Origin of the sequence: Marinobacter nitratireducens, from assembly GCF_000708045.1 — a bacterium.
Lineage (GTDB): Bacteria > Pseudomonadota > Gammaproteobacteria > Pseudomonadales > Oleiphilaceae > Marinobacter > Marinobacter nitratireducens.
On the sequence record NZ_ANIE01000007.1, the window covers coordinates 195,576 to 216,050 of the forward strand.

The following is a 20,475-nucleotide window of genomic DNA, read 5'->3' on the forward strand; positions in this document are numbered from 1 at the left end:
TGAGTGTATTCGTGAATTGTGGCGGTTACGGACAGACTTTGCCAATGATTCAATACCCGGGCCAAACATGAACAAAACCACAACGCAGTTGCATCCCCGCCTCTGAGATCCATAATGACAGACAGGGTTTGCCGCTTTTTCAGAACGGTAATAGCCCGCTCGGCATATCAAGGACAGAACAATGACCGCAAGGGCTCATACACCTGAAAACCAGGATGAGCTGCTGGAATATCGCCTCAGCCTGAGATTGGGGCCTGTTCATGCTCGCCAACGACTCGGAATAGAACGGGAAGCCGAAGCCCTGGTTTTCGGAAAAGATCATCGCTCCTTTCACCTGGAGAACATCACCTCAGCTCCGGGCTTTATCCGTTTTTGCCTGAAAATGGCCGGCCTTTTCCGGCGGGGCCAGGAAAACAGTCGGAAGCTGACCGTTGCCCGGAACCACTTTCACCTGCCGGATCTGCCGGAAGCCTTTGAGGGGTTCCGCATCCTGCACCTGACCGATCTGCACGTCGACATGGATGAGGCCAATCTGCAGGCGGTGATGCAGATTATCGAGCCATTGCAATACGACCTGTGCGTACTGACCGGGGATTACCGAAAACAGACCTGGGGTCCCGTGGACGCTGCCCTTGATGGCATGTCCCGCCTGCGCAGCAGCATCCGGGGGCAGGCCTGTGCGGTACTGGGCAATCACGACAGTGTGCGCATGCTGCCAGGCCTTGAAGACATGGGGTACACGTTGCTAATGAATGAGATGCTGCCCATCCGGTACAAGAACGAAGAGATCTACCTTGCCGGCGTCGATGATGCCCATTTTTACAAGGCTCATAATCTACATCAGGCGGGCAACGACATCCCTGCAGGCGGCGTGGGCATCTTGCTCAGCCATACGCCTGAGATCTGGCGCGAGGCAGCTCACGCCGGATACGACGTGTTCCTCTGCGGCCACACCCACGGCGGCCAGATCTGCCTGCCCGGCGGTATTCCTGTCACCCTGGATTCAGACTGCCCCCGGCACCTGGGCCGCGGTTACTGGCGAGCCAACGGAATGCAGGGATATACCTCACCGGGGGCCGGTACATCGGTAGTCAATGTCCGTCTGAACTGTCCTCCGGAAGTGACCATACACACCCTCACCCGCGGCCCCAGGTAAACCAGCGCTCGTCAGTGCGGGTGTCGGCGTATCCCGACGCGGTAAAGAATGGGTGAAAAGTAGATATTGGAAAGGGTAAACAGAGCAACAATGAGCAGCCCATCCAGCAGACTCAGTGGCAGCCAGAACAATGCAAGCAGCATCGGAAGCAGAGCCTCCGGAATCTGATCCAGCCCCAACGCGCGGCTACTGGAAGGCCTCCCCAACCGACGCTTTACGAAGCTACTGATGAGATCCCCGATCAATGCCAGCAGGCCGAAGGCCGCACCAAACAGGAAACCAAGCCCGGCAACCAGGGAAAACAGCGCACAGGATAAGGAGCCGGCCGCCAGCCCCCGCCAGGTTTTGCTATGACCAAAGACCGGCCTGCCATCTCGCCAGGTACGCCCCCCGTCAACGGATAGGGCCCAATGGCCTTTGAGTAACTTGGCCACAACAACCGGAGCGCCGTTGGCAAGTACCAGCATGGCAAACAGCTCAAACGGAATCAGCAAGCGCCTGCACTCCCTTCCCTGCCCGGCGAGGTCTGATCGATGGCAGCCCAGGTCAGGCCAGGCCGCCCCGGGTCAGCTTCAATGGATCCATCAGCTCTTCGAGTCGTTTTCGGCTCAAACCACTTCGTTCTTCAGCCACATCGATTACCGGCCGTCCTGTACGATAGGCCTCTTTGGCGATATCCGCGGCCAGGCTGTAGCCAATTTCCGGGTTAAGTGCTGTGACCAGTACGGGGTTCCGCCCCACGCCGGCATCCAGCGTCTCGGTGTTTACCGTGAAATCCCTGACCGCCCTGTCCGCCAGCATCGTTGACGCGTTGCTCAGCAGTTCGGTCATATCCAGCAGGTTAGCCCCGACCAGGGGCAACATCACGTTGAGCTGGAAATTACCGGACTGCCCTGCAATGGTGACCGCGGTATCCAGCCCCATCACTTGCGCCCCGACCATCGCAACGGACTCCGGAATCACCGGATTGACCTTGCCCGGCATGATACTGCTTCCGGGTTGTAACGCCGGCAGGCTGATCTCTGCCAAACCGTGGATAGGGCCACTGTTCATCCACCGCAGGTCGTTTGCGATCTTGGTGAGCACCACAGCCACGCCACGCAGCTGCGCTGACAGCGCTACCGGCCCATCCACAGCACTCTGCCCCACGAACTTATGCTCCAGAGTCCGGAACCCGTAGCCGGTGCTGTTTTTCAGAAACCGGACGAACTGATCCGCAAACTCTGGCGCTGCATTCACACCCGTTCCAACAGCGGTCCCGCCCTGAGGTACGGCCAGCAGATCATCACTGGCCCTCTCGACCCGCTCCTCTGCGGCCAACAACTGCTCGCGCCAGGTACGAAGCTCCTGCCCTAGAGTGACCGGCATGGCATCCATCAGGTGGGTTCGTCCTGTCTTTACCTGTTCCGAGAAGATCGCCTCGCGCTCATAGATAATGCCCCTCAGATGCGTCAGCGCGGGTATCAACATCTCCTTGACGGCCATTACCGTACTGACGTGAATAGCCGTCGGAACCACGTCGTTGGAGCTCTGACTCATATTAACGTGATCGTTCGGGTGCACCTCGACGCCCGCTTTGGCTGCGATTGCGGCGATTACCTCATTGACGTTCATGTTGGTGCTGGTGCCGGAACCAGTCTGATACCGATCCACCGGAAACTGGTCCCTGTACTCACCGGCAACCAGTTGGTCACACGCCTGCACGATGGCATCTCTCAGAGCATTGTCCAACAGACCCAAGCTGGCATTCGCCTCGGCTGCGGCACGCTTGATGTGGGCAGTGGCTGCAATAAACCGGAAAGGCATACCCCGCCCGCTGACAGGGAAGTTCTCCACCGCCCTCTGAGTCTGGGCACCCCAGAGCGCATTTGCCGGAACCCGAACCTCACCCAGGCTGTCTGTTTCGGTTCTGTATTCGCTCATGCTACCTCCTTTTCAGGATCAGCCGTCCCCGTGGGACTTCAGTCTGACATGGTCGCAAATGCCGGTTACCTGCTCAAAATTCAGCACCAGTGTATGAACAGTGTTGGTGTAGGTGTCATGAAGGTGAAATTTGTACCGCTGCTGTTTCTCACCCTGAAGCCAAGCATCGTATTCGCGCACCAGCTCCCGGACGTCGCCGCCATCGCCCTTGCTCCAAGTTGCATTAAAAGGTCCCAGCACAGCACCGCCAGCCAGGCAAATCGTGACTTCATGGTTGGTAAGACCATTTTCCTGAACACTCATAATCATCCTCGCTTGCTTTGGTTCGACCGTCGTTGTTCCGATAAGTTTAGTCGCTCCGCGAGCGAGCGCTCGAACTCGACGCCAGTTCGTATTTTGCCAACTCCGTCACAGCCCTCGAGGAATTGCTTGAAGCGCATCGCGTTTGTAGGAAGTTCCTACAAACGGGTTACTCAACTGCTGGTACCCTCGATCCAATGGGTAAAGGGACGTCACAGAATATGGATCGTTGCCAACGGCCACTGATCATTCTCCGATACGACAAGGATGTGGAGCGCGAGCACTTTGAATATCAGTTTGAGGCAGATTTCCGAATCATCGCCTTCAATTCTGATCTCGCCGTGACGGACTATCTTGGCCAGGATGAAACCACGCCAGTAGCCCTGTGCCTGATGTCCGACCAGGCAGGCGATCCCGACCGGCGTACTCTTCTCGCACACCTCCGCGATCGGCACCCGGCGGTATTACGGGTTCTGATGACAAACACCATGCCCCTGAACCTGCTGAGCTCCATGTTGGAAAACGGCTTGGTGGATCGATGCTTTGAAAAGCCGCTGAACGAAGATCTGGTACGGTCCCATATCCTGACTGCGGCACTCGCCCCGGCGCTCCCACTTTCAAAGACCCCAGACAAGAAAATCAGCGGGTGCTCCGGGAAAACCGCTGTTCTGATCGTGGACGACGAACCCGCCGCAACACACTATCTCGCCCGTCAACTGGAACGGCTGCAGGACGAGTTTTCCGTCATCTGTGCTGAGAACGCCACGGCAGCGCTGTCCCAGTTTCACGCTCATGGCGACAGAATCGCCGTCATCATGGCGGACCAGAGAATGCCTGGCATGCAGGGAAACGAACTGCTGGATCAGCTAAAACGATCTCACCCGGATGTCGTTCGGATACTGACCTCGGCCTATGGCGAGGTGAATGTGGCAATGGATGCGGTCAATGAGGGCCGGATATTCCGCTACCGTCAAAAACCGTGGCGCGCAAGTGAGCTCATGGCGCTGTTTAGAGACGGCATCCGGAAGCACCGCGAGCTTGTCGAATCACGAGACAGGGACAATGCTCAGACCTTATCCCGGTTCGACAAAATCCGTGCTCGGCGGCAACGCCGCCTTAGTCAGACATTGTCACCTGTGGTTGATTCTCACGTTGTCGATCGTTTCTTGAACGCTCTGCTCACGATCAACACGCTCCCGGCAAGCTCATCACATTTGCGGGCCAGCCTGGAAACGCGCCTGGAGTCCGAGCTGATTGATCGCTTTGAGCACACGGCCATTCAAGCCATCACATTAATAGATCGGGCGTCTTCACCTGCGCGCGCGTTGACCGTGGAGAACCTGACTCACGCCCTCGAACACACCGATGGCTCAGGGAGCCATGCCTCCCCGGACTCTTTGTCGTTGCTGGAGCTGTTTGCCCACTTCCTGAATACTCTTCTCAGGGCTTCTGGAATGCACCGTTCCGAGCTCACGCTTGACGCTGAATCAAGCTCAGGCTCGCTACGCCTGTTTCTGACGTCTCCCCTGAGGATCTATTCGCACCTATTGTCCCCGATCACCCGCGTCTCTTCTCCGCTGCTGGAGCAACAAGTCGCGCTACTCGCACTCTATGCCTGTGTTGCCCGTCTCAGTGGAGACATCGATAGCCGGGGCGGCCATCAGGTGTGTGAGCTTTGCATCCGGCTCCCCACCAAAACCTCTGAGGAAGGCTGACGGTGAAGCCCCATCGCAGCATCCGCCTCTTTGTCACGGTCGGTCAGCGACTGTTCAGGGACAGTCTTTTGTTTCAGCTTTTACAGCAGGACGAGGTCGATCTGGTGGGTGAATCCGAAACCGGCATAGACACCCTTAACCGCCTCCTGAACGCTGATGTGAATGTCCTGATCATAGAGGAGAATCTCAGGGACAACGATGGCCTCACCATCGCAGAGAACGCGTTGAGTCTATGCCCATCGATGTCAGTGCTACTGATATCCGATAGCCCCGTCAGCGCGAGCCGTATGTCAATTTACCTGGAAGCAGGCATCAAATCGGTCGTTTCCAAGACCCACCCGATTCAGGAATTGATCAAGACCCTGCTCTATATCCGGAACGGTCAAACGTACGTCAGCAGCTGGCATACCCACTCTCCGAAGGAGACCGAACTGGAAGCTTACACGGAGCTCTCGGGGCGGGAGAGGGAGGTTGCGAAAATGATGGCCAACCGCATCCCGGTAAAAGAAATTGCTGAGCAGTTGGGTGTTTCCTGCAAAACCGTCCACTCCTACAAGGACCGAATTTTTATCAAGCTTGGATTCGAACGCTTGCCCGAACTCATTCTGTTCATGAAACGACATCAGAACGCGGGGATGGCATGAGGTTTCTTCACGGTGTCGACCAAATTCGACAGCTACCCGAAAGGCGCCAAAAACGCTTCGAGCGCTTTTACACACAACAGACCCGCTACCGGATCCTTCCTCTTTTCGCGGACGTCTCGCTGGCAATCACCTTTATTGGGACTTTGCTGTTCGCGGCAGGGGTGATCGTCAATCCGGATAGTGCCGACACCAGCGCAACCGGGCTGATCGTTTACACTACCGTGCTGGCCGGTTTGATTGTTGCTCACCGCCGAACCCGTCTGCGCAGGGCGTCGCCTGCCGTCGTGTATCTTGTTTACCTCCATATGGCGGTGTTCAGCTATCTTGGCTACATAGCCTCCCAGGCGTCGCTTCCAGCGATTGTCGGCCTCTTTTTTTTCATCAGCTCAATCGGCGTGGTGACACTATCCCTGAGGCACACGGCGATCATCCTCGCTCTTAACCTGACTCTGCTCGTAATAGCGACGTCGTTCGCCGTTCCGCCGTCAGATCTTGTCGCTGCACTCGGCCGAGTCCTGAGCAACTGGTTGATACTGATGTGTCTGATCATACCGCCACTGTCGGCGCACTATTTCCGGATATTCCTGCGAAACCTGCTGGCCTTGCAGTTCCTGCTCAAAGACCGAAACCGGCTCTTGTCCAAAACGCTGACAACCCTGGAAGCGACAGAGGATCGGCTCGCCCAGGAACAAAAACACCAGGCGCTTAGCCTCATGGCAAAAGGCCTGCTTCACGAGATCATGAATCCCCTGAACTGCGCGAGCCAGGCCGTGGACTATGCCACTGCGATCAACGAGGATGAGGAGATTGGAGAAGCACTCGTCGACGCGTCACTGCATCAGCAGCGGATCGCAGCGATTGTGTCGGACCTCATCGAGTTTGCCAAACCCGAGCCAGATCATGCTCTGGACAACGCCGATCTCTCGGTCATCGTCGCAACCGCACAGCGCATCTGCCAGCATCACTTGCGTGGCATCACCGTCACACTGGAAATCCCCGCCAATACCCGCCTTTCCTGTTACTCGTCTTCGATGGTTCAGGTGTTTGTTAATCTGCTGTTGAACGCCAGTGCTGCGATACAGAACGACCATAGGCACGCGCCTGGCCGCATCCGGATAAAAAGCCAGACCCTGGATAACCGATTGCTCGTGTCTGTCTGGGATAACGGTCATGGCATTGAATCTCAAGCCATCCAGAAACTCACAGATCCGTTCTATTCAACGAACGAGACCCCTGACAATCTAGGACTCGGACTGAGTATCTGCCAGACGATCGTGCGGCATCACAAAGGTCAGCTGAGCATTACCAGTGAACCTCAGGAGTGGACGGAAGTGACCCTGGAACTGCCTCAGGGTGATCGGCAGGCGGCCTGACATTTTTTAAAGCCGCAGGACAACTCGAACCGTCGTTGCACTGCCATCTGGGTCCGGAGACAACGCATTGCCGCTGATCTCCGGAAACAGGTGATTCAGTCGTAACTGGAAGCTTTTGCCGAGGTAATAAGCTAGCCCAATCAGCGTCGTGGAAGCTTCCGCCCCGAGACCATGATCGCGAAGGTCCACCGTGCTGTATCGCATGACCACTTCAAGTGCACCGAGGGTGCTCGCAGGCTTCACACGCCGCAAGCCTCCCCGACGGTACTTTCTGTGATCGTCCGAGATAAACGCCGATAACTGCAAATAGCTACCGGAGAACGTCCACCACTGCCCGGTGTCCCGTCGGACCCGTTGCATCATGAATTCGGAGACCAGGGTATAGCGACCGACTATCCCGGCAAATTCAAGTCCGCCGAGAATGCTCTCTTGAGCATCGAACCGTGCGCTTCGGACGATGTTGTCTGCACTGGGAACCTCACCGTCATCCTTGATCTGAAACCGATCACCGTTGTAATTCCGCCAGGAACCAGCCACCCCGAGATGGACGAGCCGGTTGTTGTCATGCACTGGGGCAAGCGTCACTCTTCCGGTGACTGCACGGGAGGATTCGCCCTCCGGTTCGTTGGTGAATACACCCAACTCGAGCGTCTTCGATTCATGGGCTTGGCCGAAAACCAGCCCCTGAGAACGCCCGGGCGCAAATGACGAGGTCGCCATGGACCGCTCGCTGGTAACAAGCCGCGAGTAACTCTCCAGCCTTTCGAATCCAAATGGTTCCTTGAACCGCCCCAGACGGAGTTTGAGGGACTCCCAACCACGGTACTCCACGTAGGCGTCCCCAAGATCCAGATCTCGATCACCCCTCTTCCATTCATAACTGCCATCCACCTCAGCTTCCCAGGCATCTCCAACCAAGAATTCAAACTCCAGCTTGGCATTACGCAAAATGCCCTGCGTGGTATCAGGCTCACCGTCCTCATCCCAGAACGCACCGTAGTGATCAAGACCGCCCGCGATGTACCCGCCGGGTTCCACAGCAAAGGTGCCCGCCAAAACCAGGACCGGCTGAAAAAGAAAACACAACGATATGGAGAGAACCAACCAGGCGAACCTGAAATCAGCTTTCATGCCCAGGCTCCTGACGGAAGTGCATGCGTAGCATCGCGGTGTCTCGCAGATAGCTAATTGAGACGATATCAACGCGAAATACATCCAGTCCGGTTCGCTGCCGCAGGTCGCGGATCAACTCATCACGGCGCCCGCAATGGATGTTCTCAATCTTCTCGTACTCGACGTCTTTCTCGCCGTGACGCGGCAACAACACCCGTGTTTCGAGGATGATTGCCAGAATAAGGACCAGGGTATTCAGTAAAACAAGCTCCCAATGGAGCATGGACCCAACCGCAGCCAGCAGTGCCATGGCAATGACGAGAAACAGGTAGGTCATCTCCTTTATCCCGAGGGCCTCGGTCCGATAGCGCAGCATGGAAAAAACCGCAAACAGCCCGAAGGCAAAACCCATGGTCACCGTCACGGAGTGAAGCAGAGAGGTGACAAGAAATACGCCGAGCCCGAATAGAATGAAAGAGGCGGCATTTTCCCGATGCCGGGAAAAGACGTAATAGCATCGAATCAGGGCAAAAACCGAGACGGTGTTGATGACCAGCCTGACCACAAAGTGCAGGTCAATTGCAGATTCCATTTAGGCTCCTCAACTGGGATTTGAAACGATTGGTTTTCAGTTCCTCGGGAAACAGCAGGGCCGAGCCAATGCAGTACTTACTGAAGGAGGTTGATCGCACCCCAATGTCCCGCAGGCGATCCAGCATTGGGGACGAGCCGGCCTTGCGTTGATATTTGACCTCAATAACCGCCTGGCCGTGCAACGAGACCCGTCGGAGACGATCTGGAGACTGAAATTGCAGGTCTGTATCCAGGGTGATGCGCTCATGTCCCTTACGGCTTATCAACGTAACCCTGCGATAATCGACAAAAAGAGTCGGCAACATCCTTGTCACCGACTGGCCCGCTTGCTCCAGCAAAAACGTGTCAACACCACCATTGGCGATCTCCTGGCCAGTCACGGGAACCCTCTGCTTTATGGTTCGCATGCCCTTTAATCGCCTTTTCACCTCGAGGAACACCTGGCCCGTCCCGAGGTAATGCCTGAACCGGACCTTAGTCCGGTTGAGCTTGCCGTTGTGATGATCCAGGTAGAACTGACGGGGGGGTGTATCCAGGTAGAGCGTGTGATACTCAAAACGCCGGCAGTCACCCTGAGCCAGAACGGTATAATGCTCATCCAAACCGATCAGACAGGCCCGAAGCTCCGCTTCCGTCACCAGAAATTTGGTGTCCATCCGATCCATCAGCTCAACCCGAGCCTGGTCTGCCAAAGAATGGGATGCAAACCCCTCAATCGGCTCCAGAACGGCCATGTTCATTGCGCATCGGCTCCGAACTCGAGAGTTGCCTTGACAGACAGTTCCACATCCCCTTCCGCTGCACCGCTGCCAGCACTGGTCACGATGACGGAGCCGTCAGCACCCAACGCCAACGTCCTGACATCTCCCGGCGCAGACTCATCAACTTCGAATAGCAAGGCATTGGTGGCAAAACCATGAAAGTCATGGGTTCCGGGGGTGTAATCCGGGGATTCAATGAACAGCTGCAGTACGTAGGGCGTGTAATTGTCGTTGGTGTCCGCTCCGATCATCAGCAGACTGACAACCGAGGGGGAAGCCTCGGTATCCAGAGAGTACACCAGGCTGTCTACTTCAAATGCCGCAAGCGTGAGGCTGGCATTGACCTCACGCCCATCGGGCAACGTAAACTGGAATGCCCCGGTGTCGTAGCCAGATGCCGCTTTTGCAGTAACCGATAGCCGCGTCGTTTGAGGTTCCCGACAATCCGGCTCCACATCCTCCAACCGGTATACCTCACCGGACGCCTCGGGTTCGGCCAGCGCCGCCAGGACAGTGTCGCGGCGAGATGCGATGAAGACTTCCAGGCTTTCGGTGGCCGCGGCTTCGGTTCCTGTTAACGTGCGGATTCTCTCCAGCTCCGCCAGTAACTGGGTTTCATCCCAGTTCTGCTCCAGTTGATGTTTCAAGGCCGTCTCGTAGCGGGCCCGGTACTCCGGAATCTCATAGAGACGGTCAGCAAGCGAGAAATTGCGATAAAGCACACCGGTCAGTGGCTTGATCGGGTGCTTGCCCCGGAAAGCGGTATCCGGCCCCCAAGGTATGAAATGAAAACGGCCATCCCCGGTGGGGCGATAAATATGGAAATTATTGGCGTTGCCAGTGGCCGAGTCCCAGGCCCCCAACAGCGTTTCCACCGCCCAGAAGGTTATGAACTGATCAAGATTCACCAGCTGTGGAAGGACATTGACCATTTGGTCGTCAGGCAGGGCCAGTGCATCAGCTACGGTTTTCAGATCGCTGCGATCATTGGCACTCTCATTGGTCTTCTTCTCAAACCTCTGCCCTGACCAGGTACCGAAATCCGCTGTCTGTGCCTCGTACTGATTGCCAGCATCGTCTCCGAAAGCCCGCCTCAGAAAAGGTTTCTTGATGGGTTCGACGTTGCTGTAAACGCCAAGATCCTCACCGTTCACAGAGATACGCGCATAGTTGCATCTCGGCGCAGCAATACCTGCATCCCGGAACTGCTGATACGCCAGGCACTGCCTCGCATTCGACGGGTCCTGGCGATTGTTGTTCAGTGTCATCCGCGAATAATGCTGATAGGTCCTTCCATCCCATAAATCGTTAAAGTCCAGTTTCAGCGAAGGCACATTGGCACTCAGGGAGCCGAGGTATCCCTTTTTCCGGATGACAACCTGTTGCATCAGATCTCCGTCAATACGAACACTGGCGGTGAACTCGGTGTACTCGTAATCGGGAGGGCATTGTCGATCGGCGCTGGCCAGGGTTCGACCTTCCCCCCTGAGCGTCCGGAACTCGTCCTGCGACATGGAAATCTGAATATCCAGCATCCGCTCGGGATCATAAAGATCCCCGTCACCGCCAACATTGATCGGCTCGGCCGGCGGATCGAAGTCGGACGGTGACGACACCGTGTGATCGCCTCCGCCCCCGCCACACCCTGCGAGGAACGCCAATGAGAGAATACCCGTGACTCGTACCCGGGTACTGATTCGCCCGGCTACGCTGCTGCCTCCGTTCATCCTTTACTCCCCAGAAGTCCATTACTCAGCACGTTGCTGTCTGAGGACCAGTATTGAGTCAGAGCGAAGGAGCTGTCTGTAAGAACGTCCTACTCGGGGAGGAGCGTTGCGCTCAGCGGGGGGATAGAAGGCTGGCCAGGAGTGCCCGGATTCGGTTGGGCTTGACCGGCTTGTTCAGTACCGGCAGATACTGCGCGCGAAGCAATTTGCGGGTTTCGTCACTGCGGTCTGCTGTGATGATGGCCGCCGGAATGTCCTTGTCCAGACTACGCCGGATGTTGTGTATGGCTTCACATCCCGTGCGTTCATTGTCCAGATGAAAATCCGCCAGGATTACCTGCGGCACATCGGTGAGCTCTTCAAGCGCATCGACATCGCTGGCGGCACCGGTAACGTCACACCCCCACCGTTCGAGCAATGCGATCATACTCTCAAGTATCGCGGGTTCATTATCGATCACCAGAACCCTCAAGCCCGCCAGACTGCTGCCAAACTCAGGCAGTGAGGGCTCGCTGGGCACCGGCTGCTGATCGGTGAGTGCTTCGGCTGGTATCCAGACTGCAAACCGGGATCCGCGGCCCGGCCGGGACACCACATCAATGCGGTAACCCAGTACCCTCACCATCCGTTCAACAATCGCCAGACCAAGCCCAACGCCCTGACGGCCTCCGGTGCCCTGGGGGAGCAGCTGATGGAATTCGGTAAAAATATCCTGCAGTTTGTTCTCTTCGATACCAACGCCGGTATCCCAGATTTCAATGCAGAGATCCCCGCCACGGAATCTCATGGACAGCAGGATCCCACCCTCCCGGGTATACCGGAAGGCATTGCTCAGCAAGTTACGGACAATACGCGCCAGCATCCGCTGATCGGTTTTGACCAGACCGGGACAGGTGCGAATTCTGAAATCCAGACCGGCATTGCCGGCTACGGCATCAAACTCCTCGCCAAGCGCCTTGAGCAGGAATTGCAGATCTACAAAGGCCAGATCGGGGTTCATCGCCTGCTGATCCAGCTTGGAGATATCCAGCAGATCGGCCAACAGGTCTTCAGCGCCTTCCAGAGCTCGATGAATCTGATGCACCATGCGGGTTTCGGCGCTCGGCAACTGGCTGTCCTGCAAGGCGGACACCATCAATCGCGCCGCATTCAGGGGCTGGAGCAGATCGTGGCTGGCAGCTGCCAGGTATTTATCCTTGCTCCGGTTTGCCTCTTTGGCGGCTTCCATCGCCACCACGAGCTCGCGCTCCACCTTCTCCCTCTGCTCGATCTGGTAACGCAGACCAACGTTGGCGTTCTGGAGCGCCTCCGTTCTCTCCTCAACCCGGGCCTCCAGATCAAGGTTCAACTGCTCCAGTTTCTGGCGTGCCTGGACCCGTTCGGTGATATCCGCGACAAAGGCTTCAACCACTTCGGGACCAAGATCGGGGCGGCGCAGAAGGGTAATAGCAACGTGCACCGGAGTCTGATCCGCTTTACGGAAAAGCGTCTCACGGGCACTCAGGCTGCCGTTATCGAGGAGCTCCTGACGGACCTCGTCAAACTCTGCAACGCTGTAGAACAGCTGCTCCCGCAACCGAATGATCCGCTTACTCAAATCCTCAGCACTGTCGTAACCACAGATCCTTGCCATGGCCGGATTGCACGCCAGAAAGCCGCCCCGGAGGTTGGCCTGAAAGATGCCATGCAAAGCATGCTCGAACAGCCACTTGTAGTGGTTTCGCTCCTTCTCCAGTTCGTCCAGACGTTCCTGAAGCGCGGGATAATAGTTTTTGCGTACCGACTGGCTTCCAAGCCCCAGAAGATCGCCGATACCGTAACCACTGTCCTGCTCCTCAGAGGGCTTCTTCATAGACCACCTGAACATCCCGCAACGACGACTTGCGCGGATTGGTGAGAATGCATGGATCCTGTAAGGCAAACCCGGACAGGTGCGGAATATCCGAAACCGTAACGCCAAGCTGGGCCAGCCTGGCTTCCAGGCCAACTTTTTTCTTCAGCTCAACGATGCGGTTCATCAATCGTTTCTTGATCTCCGGTTTACTCATGCCCCGGGTGTCGATATCCATGGCCTCGGCCACACGACGGAAACGGTCCTCTGCAGAGTTAAAGTTGTAGGCCACCACATGCTCAAGCAGCAGCGCATTACAGAGGCCATGGGGCAGATCAAGGAACCCGCCGAGACTGTGGGACATGGCGTGAACCGCACCCAAAATTGCATTGGAAAACGCCAGGCCGGCCTGCATGGACGCCAGCATGATCTGCTCACGAAGGTAGGGGTCGGCGGTATTCTGGATCAGCGGCTCGAGATTCCGGTTAATCAGCCGGATGGCTTCCAGTGCGTGGGTATCCGTCAATGGACCGCTGCCGGTGGAGACGAAAGCCTCGATGGCGTGAACCATGGCATCCACGCCGGTGCAGGCGGTGAGATAGGCATCCATGGTTTCCGTCACCTGCGGGTCGATGAGTGACACATCCGGCACCACAGCTTTGCTGATGATCGAAAATTTGAACCGCCGGTCCGGATCGGAAATGATCGCGAACTGAGACACATCCGCCGAGGTCCCTGCCGTTGTTGGGATCAGAATCAGCGGAGGCGGCGGTGTGGTGATGGTATCCACCCCCTCAAACTCAAGGATGCTGCGGCCATCGGTCGCCACAATTCCGATACCCTTGGCACAATCCATCGGGCTCCCGCCACCGATGGCAACGATGACGTCGCATTCGCTGGCCTTGTAGAGTTCGGCTCCGGCCATCACCTCTTCCGCTTTCGGGTTGGGCGAGACCCCGGTAAATACCGTCGTCCGAATACCGGCCTCTGTCAGTAAATCAATGATTTCCTGAACCCAGCCGGCCGCAGCCACCCCGGGGTCAGACACCAGGAAAACATGCCGGGCACCGAAATTACTGGCGAAATTGGCCACCGACTTCCGGGAACCGGCGCCAAAGACGATCTCAGGAGAAACAAATTTGCGGAGAGAAGAAATATCGTGACTCATTGGCCTGCGCTCGCCCGTTTGTTCTTATAGGAATAACCGAGAGTTTAACTCAAGTTTTCCACAGGATCATCGGACTTTCGGCCAACCTTTTCAGGCCACTTGCGACTTAACGAGGCTTGGCACCGGCACCATCAAACAGCGAAGCCGGTCGCAACCAGAGTCGCTCATCGTCCAAGGGTGTTTCTGCGGGAAGCAGCGGGTTTTCAAGCCGGATCAGGCGACGTTCCTCCAGCCGGGCACGTTCCAGAACTTTACCGTGATATTTCTGGAAGATCGTCTCCAGTTCGCCGCTTTCGATGATTCTGTCCAGCCCGACCTCCAGCCGCGTGGCCAAGGCCTCATTGTCTTTCGCCACAAAGAAGTAGTAAGGCCAGGGGTAGTAGATCAACAGATTTTGCTCTACCGCCAGGTCAGGCAGATCGTTCCGGCGAGCCTCGAATTCGTCAAATACTTCATTGACTCCCCGGGGAAACAGCAACGCGCGGTCGGCCTCAATCATCCGGAACAGGCTCTCATAGGGGGAGGTAATCACCTCCGCGCCATAAGCGTTAAAGATCTCTATATCGCCCCAGCCGGTGCCCTGAACAATTCGCACGCCTTTCAGATCGTCAGGACTCTGGATCCTGTCCACCGTCGACTGATCGCCTTTGTGGATCAACGAAATACGGAAGGACAAAAGGCCGCGGCGCAAAGGGATGCGTATGGGCCGAACTTTTTGTTCACGTTCTTTTGAGGTGGATGTCCAGATAAGGTTCGGGGTCCGCCCTGCCATCAACTCATGTACGTACCGGCGTGAGGTCATCACTTGGGTCGAGGGCCGCATGCGGAATGGCCCGAAGTCCGGCTCTGTTGCCGTTAGAACCGCCTCCAGGATAGCCACAAGATCGTCAAAACGGCGGTCATCAACTGATTCTGCCGCCGGATACACAACGTTGAGCACATCAGCTCTCGCAGGAGCCGCTAAACAAAACGCCAGAAAAAGCAGGGTTACATGGCGCCACATCGCTTCTGACCTATAAACGGGCTTTCCTTATCAGTGTTTCTCGCAATGCCGGAAAACACAAATTTTCTGTCGACATCGGCCCGGAAAGAGTCAGGATTCAGTCAGTCGCCATACCCCCGTGGTGCCGGTAGAACCGCAAGAGATTTCTAAGCACGGAGGCCTGATTCTGAGCCTGCCGGAATCCATGCCCCTCGTCCTCGAAAACATGGACCTCCACCGTCTTTCCCTGGGCTTCCAGCGCCGCGGCCATTTGCCGTGTCTGCTCGGGCACCACAACTGGATCCTGCAACCCCTGGAAGAAAATGGCGGGACAGGCGATACGCTCCGCCAGGTGGGTCGGCGTCACTGAACGCCAGTTTTCACCTGACGCCCCGGGATCGCCCAACAGCCAGTCCAGGTAACCCGATTCAAAACGATGGGTAGCCTTGCGTAGATTGAGAGGGTCAGACACCCCGAACAGGCTGGCTAACGCGCAGAACTCTCCGCCAGAAACCGCCGCCATCAGGGCGGTATAGCCACCAGAGCTTCGCCCCTGAATAAACGCCCGACTGCCGTCACAGTAGCCCCCGGCGTCCAGGTAACGAATCATACGGTCCATGTCCTCGACATCCGCCCTGCCCCACCGCCCTTTCAGCGCCATGCGATACGCGCGACCAAAGCCGGTGCTTCCGGTGTAATTGACATCCACCACGGCGAAGCCACGCTGACACCAGAACTGAACCTGAGGGTTGTAGACGGCGTAAGCCGCCGAGGTTGGCCCGCCGTGGGCAACGACAATAATGGGCGGAGGTTCCGGATGGTCAGAGACCGGCGGGTAAAGGAATCCCTGCAGCGGGAATGGAAAATCGGGTTCAGGCGGCACATTCACCGGCTCTGGACGTACCAGATGTCCGGCAACTGGCGGCACATCACCTCCCTGTAGCACGGTGACGTTGCCGGTTACCGGGCACACCTCGATAATGGCATCCAGCCGGCAAGCGGACTTCGCGATACACAGAAGCTTTTCATCCCGACAGGTCAGGGACCGAAAATCCGTGAAGTCCACTGCGACCCGGCGCCCGCCATCGTTATTTTCCAGCCAGAGTTCCCCGATGCCATCCCGGTAGCACACCCGAGCCCAGCCCGTGTTCAGGTGACAGCTGTGGCTTTCAGCAAGCTGCCAGGGGGCATTAGCATGGTCAAGATTCGGGGCCTGAGCACCGCACCAGCGGCCATTCTCGCGAATATGGAACGGCTGCCACCAGCCCGCGTGATCGGACAATACCCACAGATCCGATCCAACGAAGCCCGGTTGCTGCACCGATCCCGGCGCGGGCGGATCGATTGTGGTCGAGGTTAGAAGTCGGCCGGCCACATCCAGTTCACCAACCCAGAGCCGTGTTCGGTACCAGGGCATATCGGGAAGCGCCCAGCTGTACCAGGCAATTTGGCGACCATCGGCACTGAGGGCCGGGGCGCTGTAGAAGTCTTCGCCGGTGTGCAGGGCCGTCGCGATGCCATCATCCGGCGTAACAGCAACCAGGGACTGGCAACCATCAACTTCTCGTACCGCCAGAAGGCGGTTCCGAACCGTATCCGGCGTCAAACCGCCCCAGGCTTGTCCGCCTGCCGGGACCAGAAGACGTCGCTGACCGGTTCGCCGATCCAGGCACCACAACGCTTGCGCATCGGATACCCAGAATACGAAGTCCGGCAGCACTGCAAAGGCACCGCCACCGTACCCATTCAGCCGGCTGCGAACCCCGTCCGGTCCGGTGTCAATGGCAGCCTTACCTGCAGCGCCGGCACGCCACAGTCGAACTTGGCCAGAGTCCGGTTCAGAAGCCAGCCAGAACACGTCCCCCTCGCAGACACTGAGTTCCGCAAACTGGCGGAACCCGGCGCAGGCTTGCTCGGCGGAGAGTTTGTCAGCTTCGGAAGAACAGTCGGGAGTTTTCTGCATTGCGGAAGGTCAGCTCTTCAATGCCCGCGGTGGCATGATCTGCCGCTCGTCTGGCCGAGAGGATCCTGTCGTGGTGAGGAGACTTGCCACACACCGGATCGGCGTTATCCGCATTGCCCGTCAGCATGTAAGCCTGGCAGCGGCAGCCGCCAAAGTCCTTGCCTTTCTCGTCACAGGAACGACAGGGTTCCGGCATCCAGCTGTCACCCCGGTAATGGTTGAACCCCGGGCTGTTGTACCAGATGTCTTTCATCGACATCTCGGTGACATTGGGGAAATCAATGGGCAGTATGCGGGCACTGTGACAGGGCAGAGCCGTGCCATCCGGAGCAACCGTCAGAAACAGACTTCCCCAGCCATTCATGCAGGCTTTCGGACGTTCCTCATAGTAATCCGGGGTCACAAAGATCAGCTTCATGGCCGAACCGGCATCCAGCAAACGGGCGCGGTAAGCATTCACTTCCGCCTCAGCCTTCTCCAGCTGGGCCCGGGAAGGCATCAACCCCTCCCGATTCTTGAATGCCCAGCCGTAGTACTGACATGTCGCCAACTCGACGTAATCGGCCCCCAGCTTGTCGCACAGGGCGATGATGTCGTTCATCTGGTGAATGTTGTGACGGTGGATCACGAAGTTGAGCACCATCGGGTAGCCGGCTTCCTTCACCGCACGGGCCATGGCCAGCTTCTGGTCAAACGCTTTACGCGAACCCGCTACGGCGTTGTTCAGCTCGGGGTCAGACGCCTGGAAACTGACCTGAATATGATCCAGCCCGGCCTCGGCGAAGGCTTCCACCTTGTCGGCATTCAGCCCAAGCCCCGAGGTAATCAGATTGCTGTAGTAACCGAGATGGCGCGCTTCCGAGATCAGTTCCGACAGGTCCTGACGCACCAGCGGCTCGCCCCCGGAAAAGCCAAGCTGCGCAGCCCCCATGGTTCGCCCCTGGCGTAGCACATCCACCCACTGTTCGGTGGTCAGCTCCTGATCGGCACTGGAAAAATCCAGCGGGTTCGAGCAGTAGGGACACTGAAGCGGGCAGCGGTAGGTCAGCTCCGCCAGCAGCCACAATGGTGGGCCAACGGATACGCCATCTGCTTGCTTGCCCGGTGCGTTCATACCATTTCAATCCAGTGCTGGTTCGCCGCTTCCTGCAAAAATGCCTCAACATCCTTGGCCAGAGGCCCGGCGTCCGGAAACGCCTGTTCCAAGGTCGCTACAATCGTCTCGACACTGCGTTCGCCATCCACTTCTTTGAGGATAGCACCGGCACTGCCGTTCAGCTTCACCATCCCTTCCGGATAGAGCAGCACGTAACTCTCCTGGGCCGGCTCCCACTGGAACCGGAACCCGCGACGAAGTTTCGGTGTCTTTGCCATAACCGTGTCCATCACAGCCCCCGGTGCCAGACCTGCTGGTCGGTGACAGTGTGGTACGGGGGCGTTTGATGCATGTAGGCCATAGTCAGCGCATCCAACATAGACCATAGGATATCCAACTTGAATTGCAGTATGTCCAGCGCCCGGGTCTGCTGGGCCGCTGTGGTGAAGTGATCCAGGGTGATCTGCAGGCCGTGCTCAACATCCCGACGAGCTTCGGACAACCGCTTGCGGAAGTAGCTGTATCCGCCCTCTTCAATCCATGGGTAGTGCTGGGGCCAGCTGTCCAGTCGGGATTGGTGGATCTGCGGGGCAAACAGCTCGGTCAGGGATGAGCATGCGGCCTCCTGCCAGGTCGCCCGGCGGGCGAAATTCAGATAGGCATCCACCGCAAACCGCACGCCCGGCAGCACGTGGCGCTGGTCGATGACCTCTTCGCGAGTCAGGCCAACGGCCTCGGCCAGGCACAACCAGGCCTCGATACCGCCGACATCGCCCTCATGGCCGTCGTGATCCAGAATGCGCTGCAACCAGAGCCGGCGTACAGAGGCATCCGGGCAGTTCGCCATGATGGCTGCATCTTTCTGGGGGATGTTGATCTGATAGTAGTATCGATTCGCCACCCAGCCGCGAATCTGCTCCGGCGTGCACTGACCGCCGTACATGGCCTTATGGTAAGGATGATGGATATGGTAAAGCTGGCCTTTGTCCCTCAAGGCCTGTTCGAAATCCTGTCGATTCATCACGGTGTTGGCGATTGCGTTCATGGCTGCCCCGACAAGTCGATGTGCATCCCGTCCCAGGAGACCTCAATACCGTGCTGGCCCAGTTCAGCCCGCTCGGCCGAGTCCTCGTTGAGGATCGGGTTGGTGTTGTTGATATGGATGAGGATCTTGCGGCTGGCCGGCATGCTGTCCAGCACTTCAATCATCCCCCCCGGTCCGGATTGAGCCAGATGCCCCATGGCCTGGCCGGTCTTTGTCCCCACTTCCTGGCGGATCATCTCGTCGTCATGCCAGACCGTGCCGTCGACCAGCAGGACATCGGCTTTGCGCATCCAGTCCAGGATGCGCTCGTCAGGCTCGCCCAGACCCGGCGCATAAAGCACCTTTTGCCCGGTACGGGTGTCTTCCAGGAAGATCCCGATGTTGTCCCCCGGGTGCGGGTTGTCCCGCCGGGGTGAATAGGGCGGCGCGTTGCTTAACAGCGGGATGGCGGTCAGCTCGATGGAAGGCGCGCAGGGAATGCGGAACGGCGTCTGTTCAGACGCTTCAATCTCACGCCAGTTAAGACCACCATTCCAGTGCTTCAGCATCCTGAACAGGGGAAAGCCAGCGCTGAGGTCGTCGTGTACCTGCTCGGTACACCAGACGTCCATGGGCAAACCTTCCCGGAGTGAGAGCAGCCCCGTGGTGTGGTCCACCTGGCTATCCATCAACAGGATGGAGCTGATGCCCGTGTCCCTCAGTTTGCGAGCCGGTTGCATCGCGTCAAACGCGGCCAACTGGGCACGAATATCCGGTGAGGCGTTGAAGAGAATCCAGTGCTCGCCATCTTCGCTGACGGCAATGGAGGATTGGGTACGGGCTTTGGCGTTCAGGGTTCCCTTGCGGAAACCGTCACAGTTGGCGCAGTTGCAGTTCCACTGGGGGAAACCGCCGCCGGCTGCGGAGCCGAGGATATGAATCTGCATGATTGGGATCCCGGAAACAAATGCGGCCAGCGTTTTGTTGCTGGCCGCCCTGCCACTTAGCGGTTGGCGAAGTACATGGTGACTTCGAAACCGATGCGCAGATCTTCATAGGCTGGTTTGGTCCACATAATGCTCACCTCTTATCGTCATTGTCAGGC

At 57.5% G+C, this 20,475-nt stretch carries 20 protein-coding genes; 4 read left to right on the top strand and 16 right to left on the bottom strand.

What is annotated here, in order from left to right; genetic code table 11:
* The first annotated feature begins 181 nt into the window (after positions 1 to 181).
* A complete protein-coding gene (locus tag D777_RS12055) occupies positions 182 to 1,156 on the top strand; it encodes a metallophosphoesterase (protein ID WP_036132472.1) in 975 nt (324 codons plus the stop codon).
* 11 nt (positions 1,157 to 1,167) lie between these two features.
* On the opposite strand, the gene D777_RS12060 is transcribed toward D777_RS12055, so the two are convergent.
* From D777_RS12060 to D777_RS12070, 3 genes are read right to left on the bottom strand one after another with little or no spacing between them, the layout of a single operon-like run.
* The gene (locus D777_RS12060) at positions 1,168 to 1,650 is read right to left on the bottom strand and encodes a CDP-archaeol synthase (RefSeq protein ID WP_036132473.1); all 483 of its coding nucleotides are present in this window, start codon (positions 1,648 to 1,650) and stop codon (positions 1,168 to 1,170) included.
* Positions 1,651 to 1,702: 52 nt separating this feature from the next.
* A complete protein-coding gene (locus D777_RS12065; protein ID WP_036132475.1) occupies positions 1,703 to 3,079 on the bottom strand; it encodes a class II fumarate hydratase in 1,377 nt (458 codons plus the stop codon).
* Positions 3,080 to 3,097: 18 nt separating this feature from the next.
* Positions 3,098 to 3,382 carry a hypothetical protein gene (locus D777_RS12070; RefSeq protein ID WP_036132476.1) on the bottom strand — a complete coding sequence of 95 codons (285 nt, stop codon included), beginning with the start codon at positions 3,380 to 3,382 and terminating at the stop codon, positions 3,098 to 3,100.
* A 218-nt stretch (positions 3,383 to 3,600) separates the two neighbouring features.
* On the opposite strand from D777_RS12070, the gene D777_RS17690 reads away from it, so the two are divergent.
* The 3 genes from D777_RS17690 to D777_RS12085 are packed head-to-tail and all read left to right on the top strand — an operon-like array spanning position 3,601 to position 7,111.
* On the top strand, positions 3,601 to 5,094 hold the full coding sequence (locus D777_RS17690) for a response regulator (protein WP_051669083.1): 1,494 nt from the start codon (positions 3,601 to 3,603) through the stop codon (positions 5,092 to 5,094).
* A 2-nt stretch (positions 5,095 to 5,096) separates the two neighbouring features.
* The gene (locus D777_RS12080; protein WP_036132478.1) at positions 5,097 to 5,738 is read left to right on the top strand and encodes a response regulator transcription factor; all 642 of its coding nucleotides are present in this window, start codon (positions 5,097 to 5,099) and stop codon (positions 5,736 to 5,738) included.
* Entirely contained in the window at positions 5,735 to 7,111 is a 1,377-nt protein-coding gene (locus D777_RS12085; RefSeq protein ID WP_036132481.1) for a sensor histidine kinase, read from the top strand. The genes D777_RS12080 and D777_RS12085 overlap by 4 nt, the downstream gene beginning before the upstream one ends.
* 6 nt (positions 7,112 to 7,117) lie before the next feature.
* On the opposite strand, the gene D777_RS12090 is transcribed toward D777_RS12085, so the two are convergent.
* The 13 genes from D777_RS12090 to pqqA form a co-directional block, all read right to left on the bottom strand.
* Positions 7,118 to 8,242, bottom strand: coding sequence for an OprO/OprP family phosphate-selective porin (locus tag D777_RS12090; RefSeq protein WP_036132484.1), 1,125 nt, complete (start codon positions 8,240 to 8,242; stop codon positions 7,118 to 7,120).
* Positions 8,232 to 8,816 carry a DUF4956 domain-containing protein gene (locus tag D777_RS12095; protein WP_036132486.1) on the bottom strand — a complete coding sequence of 195 codons (585 nt, stop codon included), beginning with the start codon at positions 8,814 to 8,816 and terminating at the stop codon, positions 8,232 to 8,234. The genes D777_RS12090 and D777_RS12095 overlap by 11 nt, the downstream gene beginning before the upstream one ends.
* A complete protein-coding gene (locus tag D777_RS12100; protein WP_036132488.1) occupies positions 8,800 to 9,558 on the bottom strand; it encodes a polyphosphate polymerase domain-containing protein in 759 nt (252 codons plus the stop codon). The genes D777_RS12095 and D777_RS12100 overlap by 17 nt, the downstream gene beginning before the upstream one ends.
* Entirely contained in the window at positions 9,555 to 11,306 is a 1,752-nt protein-coding gene (locus D777_RS12105) for a CotH kinase family protein (RefSeq protein ID WP_051669084.1), read from the bottom strand. The genes D777_RS12100 and D777_RS12105 overlap by 4 nt, the downstream gene beginning before the upstream one ends.
* Positions 11,307 to 11,418: 112 nt before the next feature.
* Entirely contained in the window at positions 11,419 to 13,158 is a 1,740-nt protein-coding gene (locus tag D777_RS12110) for a hybrid sensor histidine kinase/response regulator (protein ID WP_036132490.1), read from the bottom strand.
* Complete coding sequence (ercA, locus tag D777_RS12115) at positions 13,142 to 14,305, bottom strand: alcohol dehydrogenase-like regulatory protein ErcA (RefSeq protein ID WP_036132493.1); 1,164 nt, start codon at positions 14,303 to 14,305, stop codon at positions 13,142 to 13,144. The genes D777_RS12110 and ercA overlap by 17 nt, the downstream gene beginning before the upstream one ends.
* Positions 14,306 to 14,411: 106 nt before the next feature.
* Positions 14,412 to 15,245, bottom strand: a complete 834-nt coding sequence (locus tag D777_RS12120; protein ID WP_160171439.1) for a substrate-binding periplasmic protein — start codon at positions 15,243 to 15,245, stop codon at positions 14,412 to 14,414.
* 160 nt (positions 15,246 to 15,405) lie between these two features.
* Entirely contained in the window at positions 15,406 to 17,250 is a 1,845-nt protein-coding gene (locus D777_RS12125) for a S9 family peptidase (RefSeq protein WP_081849545.1), read from the bottom strand.
* Positions 17,216 to 18,364 carry a pyrroloquinoline quinone biosynthesis protein PqqE gene (gene pqqE / locus D777_RS12130; protein ID WP_036132499.1) on the bottom strand — a complete coding sequence of 383 codons (1,149 nt, stop codon included), beginning with the start codon at positions 18,362 to 18,364 and terminating at the stop codon, positions 17,216 to 17,218. The genes D777_RS12125 and pqqE overlap by 35 nt, the downstream gene beginning before the upstream one ends.
* Positions 18,361 to 18,639 carry a pyrroloquinoline quinone biosynthesis peptide chaperone PqqD gene (gene pqqD / locus D777_RS12135; RefSeq protein WP_406564780.1) on the bottom strand — a complete coding sequence of 93 codons (279 nt, stop codon included), beginning with the start codon at positions 18,637 to 18,639 and terminating at the stop codon, positions 18,361 to 18,363. Before pqqD ends, pqqE begins: the two co-directional genes overlap by 4 nt.
* Positions 18,636 to 19,391: a pyrroloquinoline-quinone synthase PqqC gene (gene pqqC, locus D777_RS12140; RefSeq protein ID WP_036132510.1), complete on the bottom strand. Its 756-nt coding sequence runs from the start codon at positions 19,389 to 19,391 to the stop codon at positions 18,636 to 18,638. Before pqqC ends, pqqD begins: the two co-directional genes overlap by 4 nt.
* Positions 19,388 to 20,317 carry a pyrroloquinoline quinone biosynthesis protein PqqB gene (gene pqqB, locus D777_RS12145; protein WP_036132511.1) on the bottom strand — a complete coding sequence of 310 codons (930 nt, stop codon included), beginning with the start codon at positions 20,315 to 20,317 and terminating at the stop codon, positions 19,388 to 19,390. The genes pqqC and pqqB overlap by 4 nt, the downstream gene beginning before the upstream one ends.
* Before the next feature lie 56 nt (positions 20,318 to 20,373).
* On the bottom strand, positions 20,374 to 20,445 hold the full coding sequence (pqqA, locus tag D777_RS12150; protein WP_007153157.1) for a pyrroloquinoline quinone precursor peptide PqqA: 72 nt from the start codon (positions 20,443 to 20,445) through the stop codon (positions 20,374 to 20,376).
* Between the last annotated feature and the right edge of the window lie 30 nt (positions 20,446 to 20,475).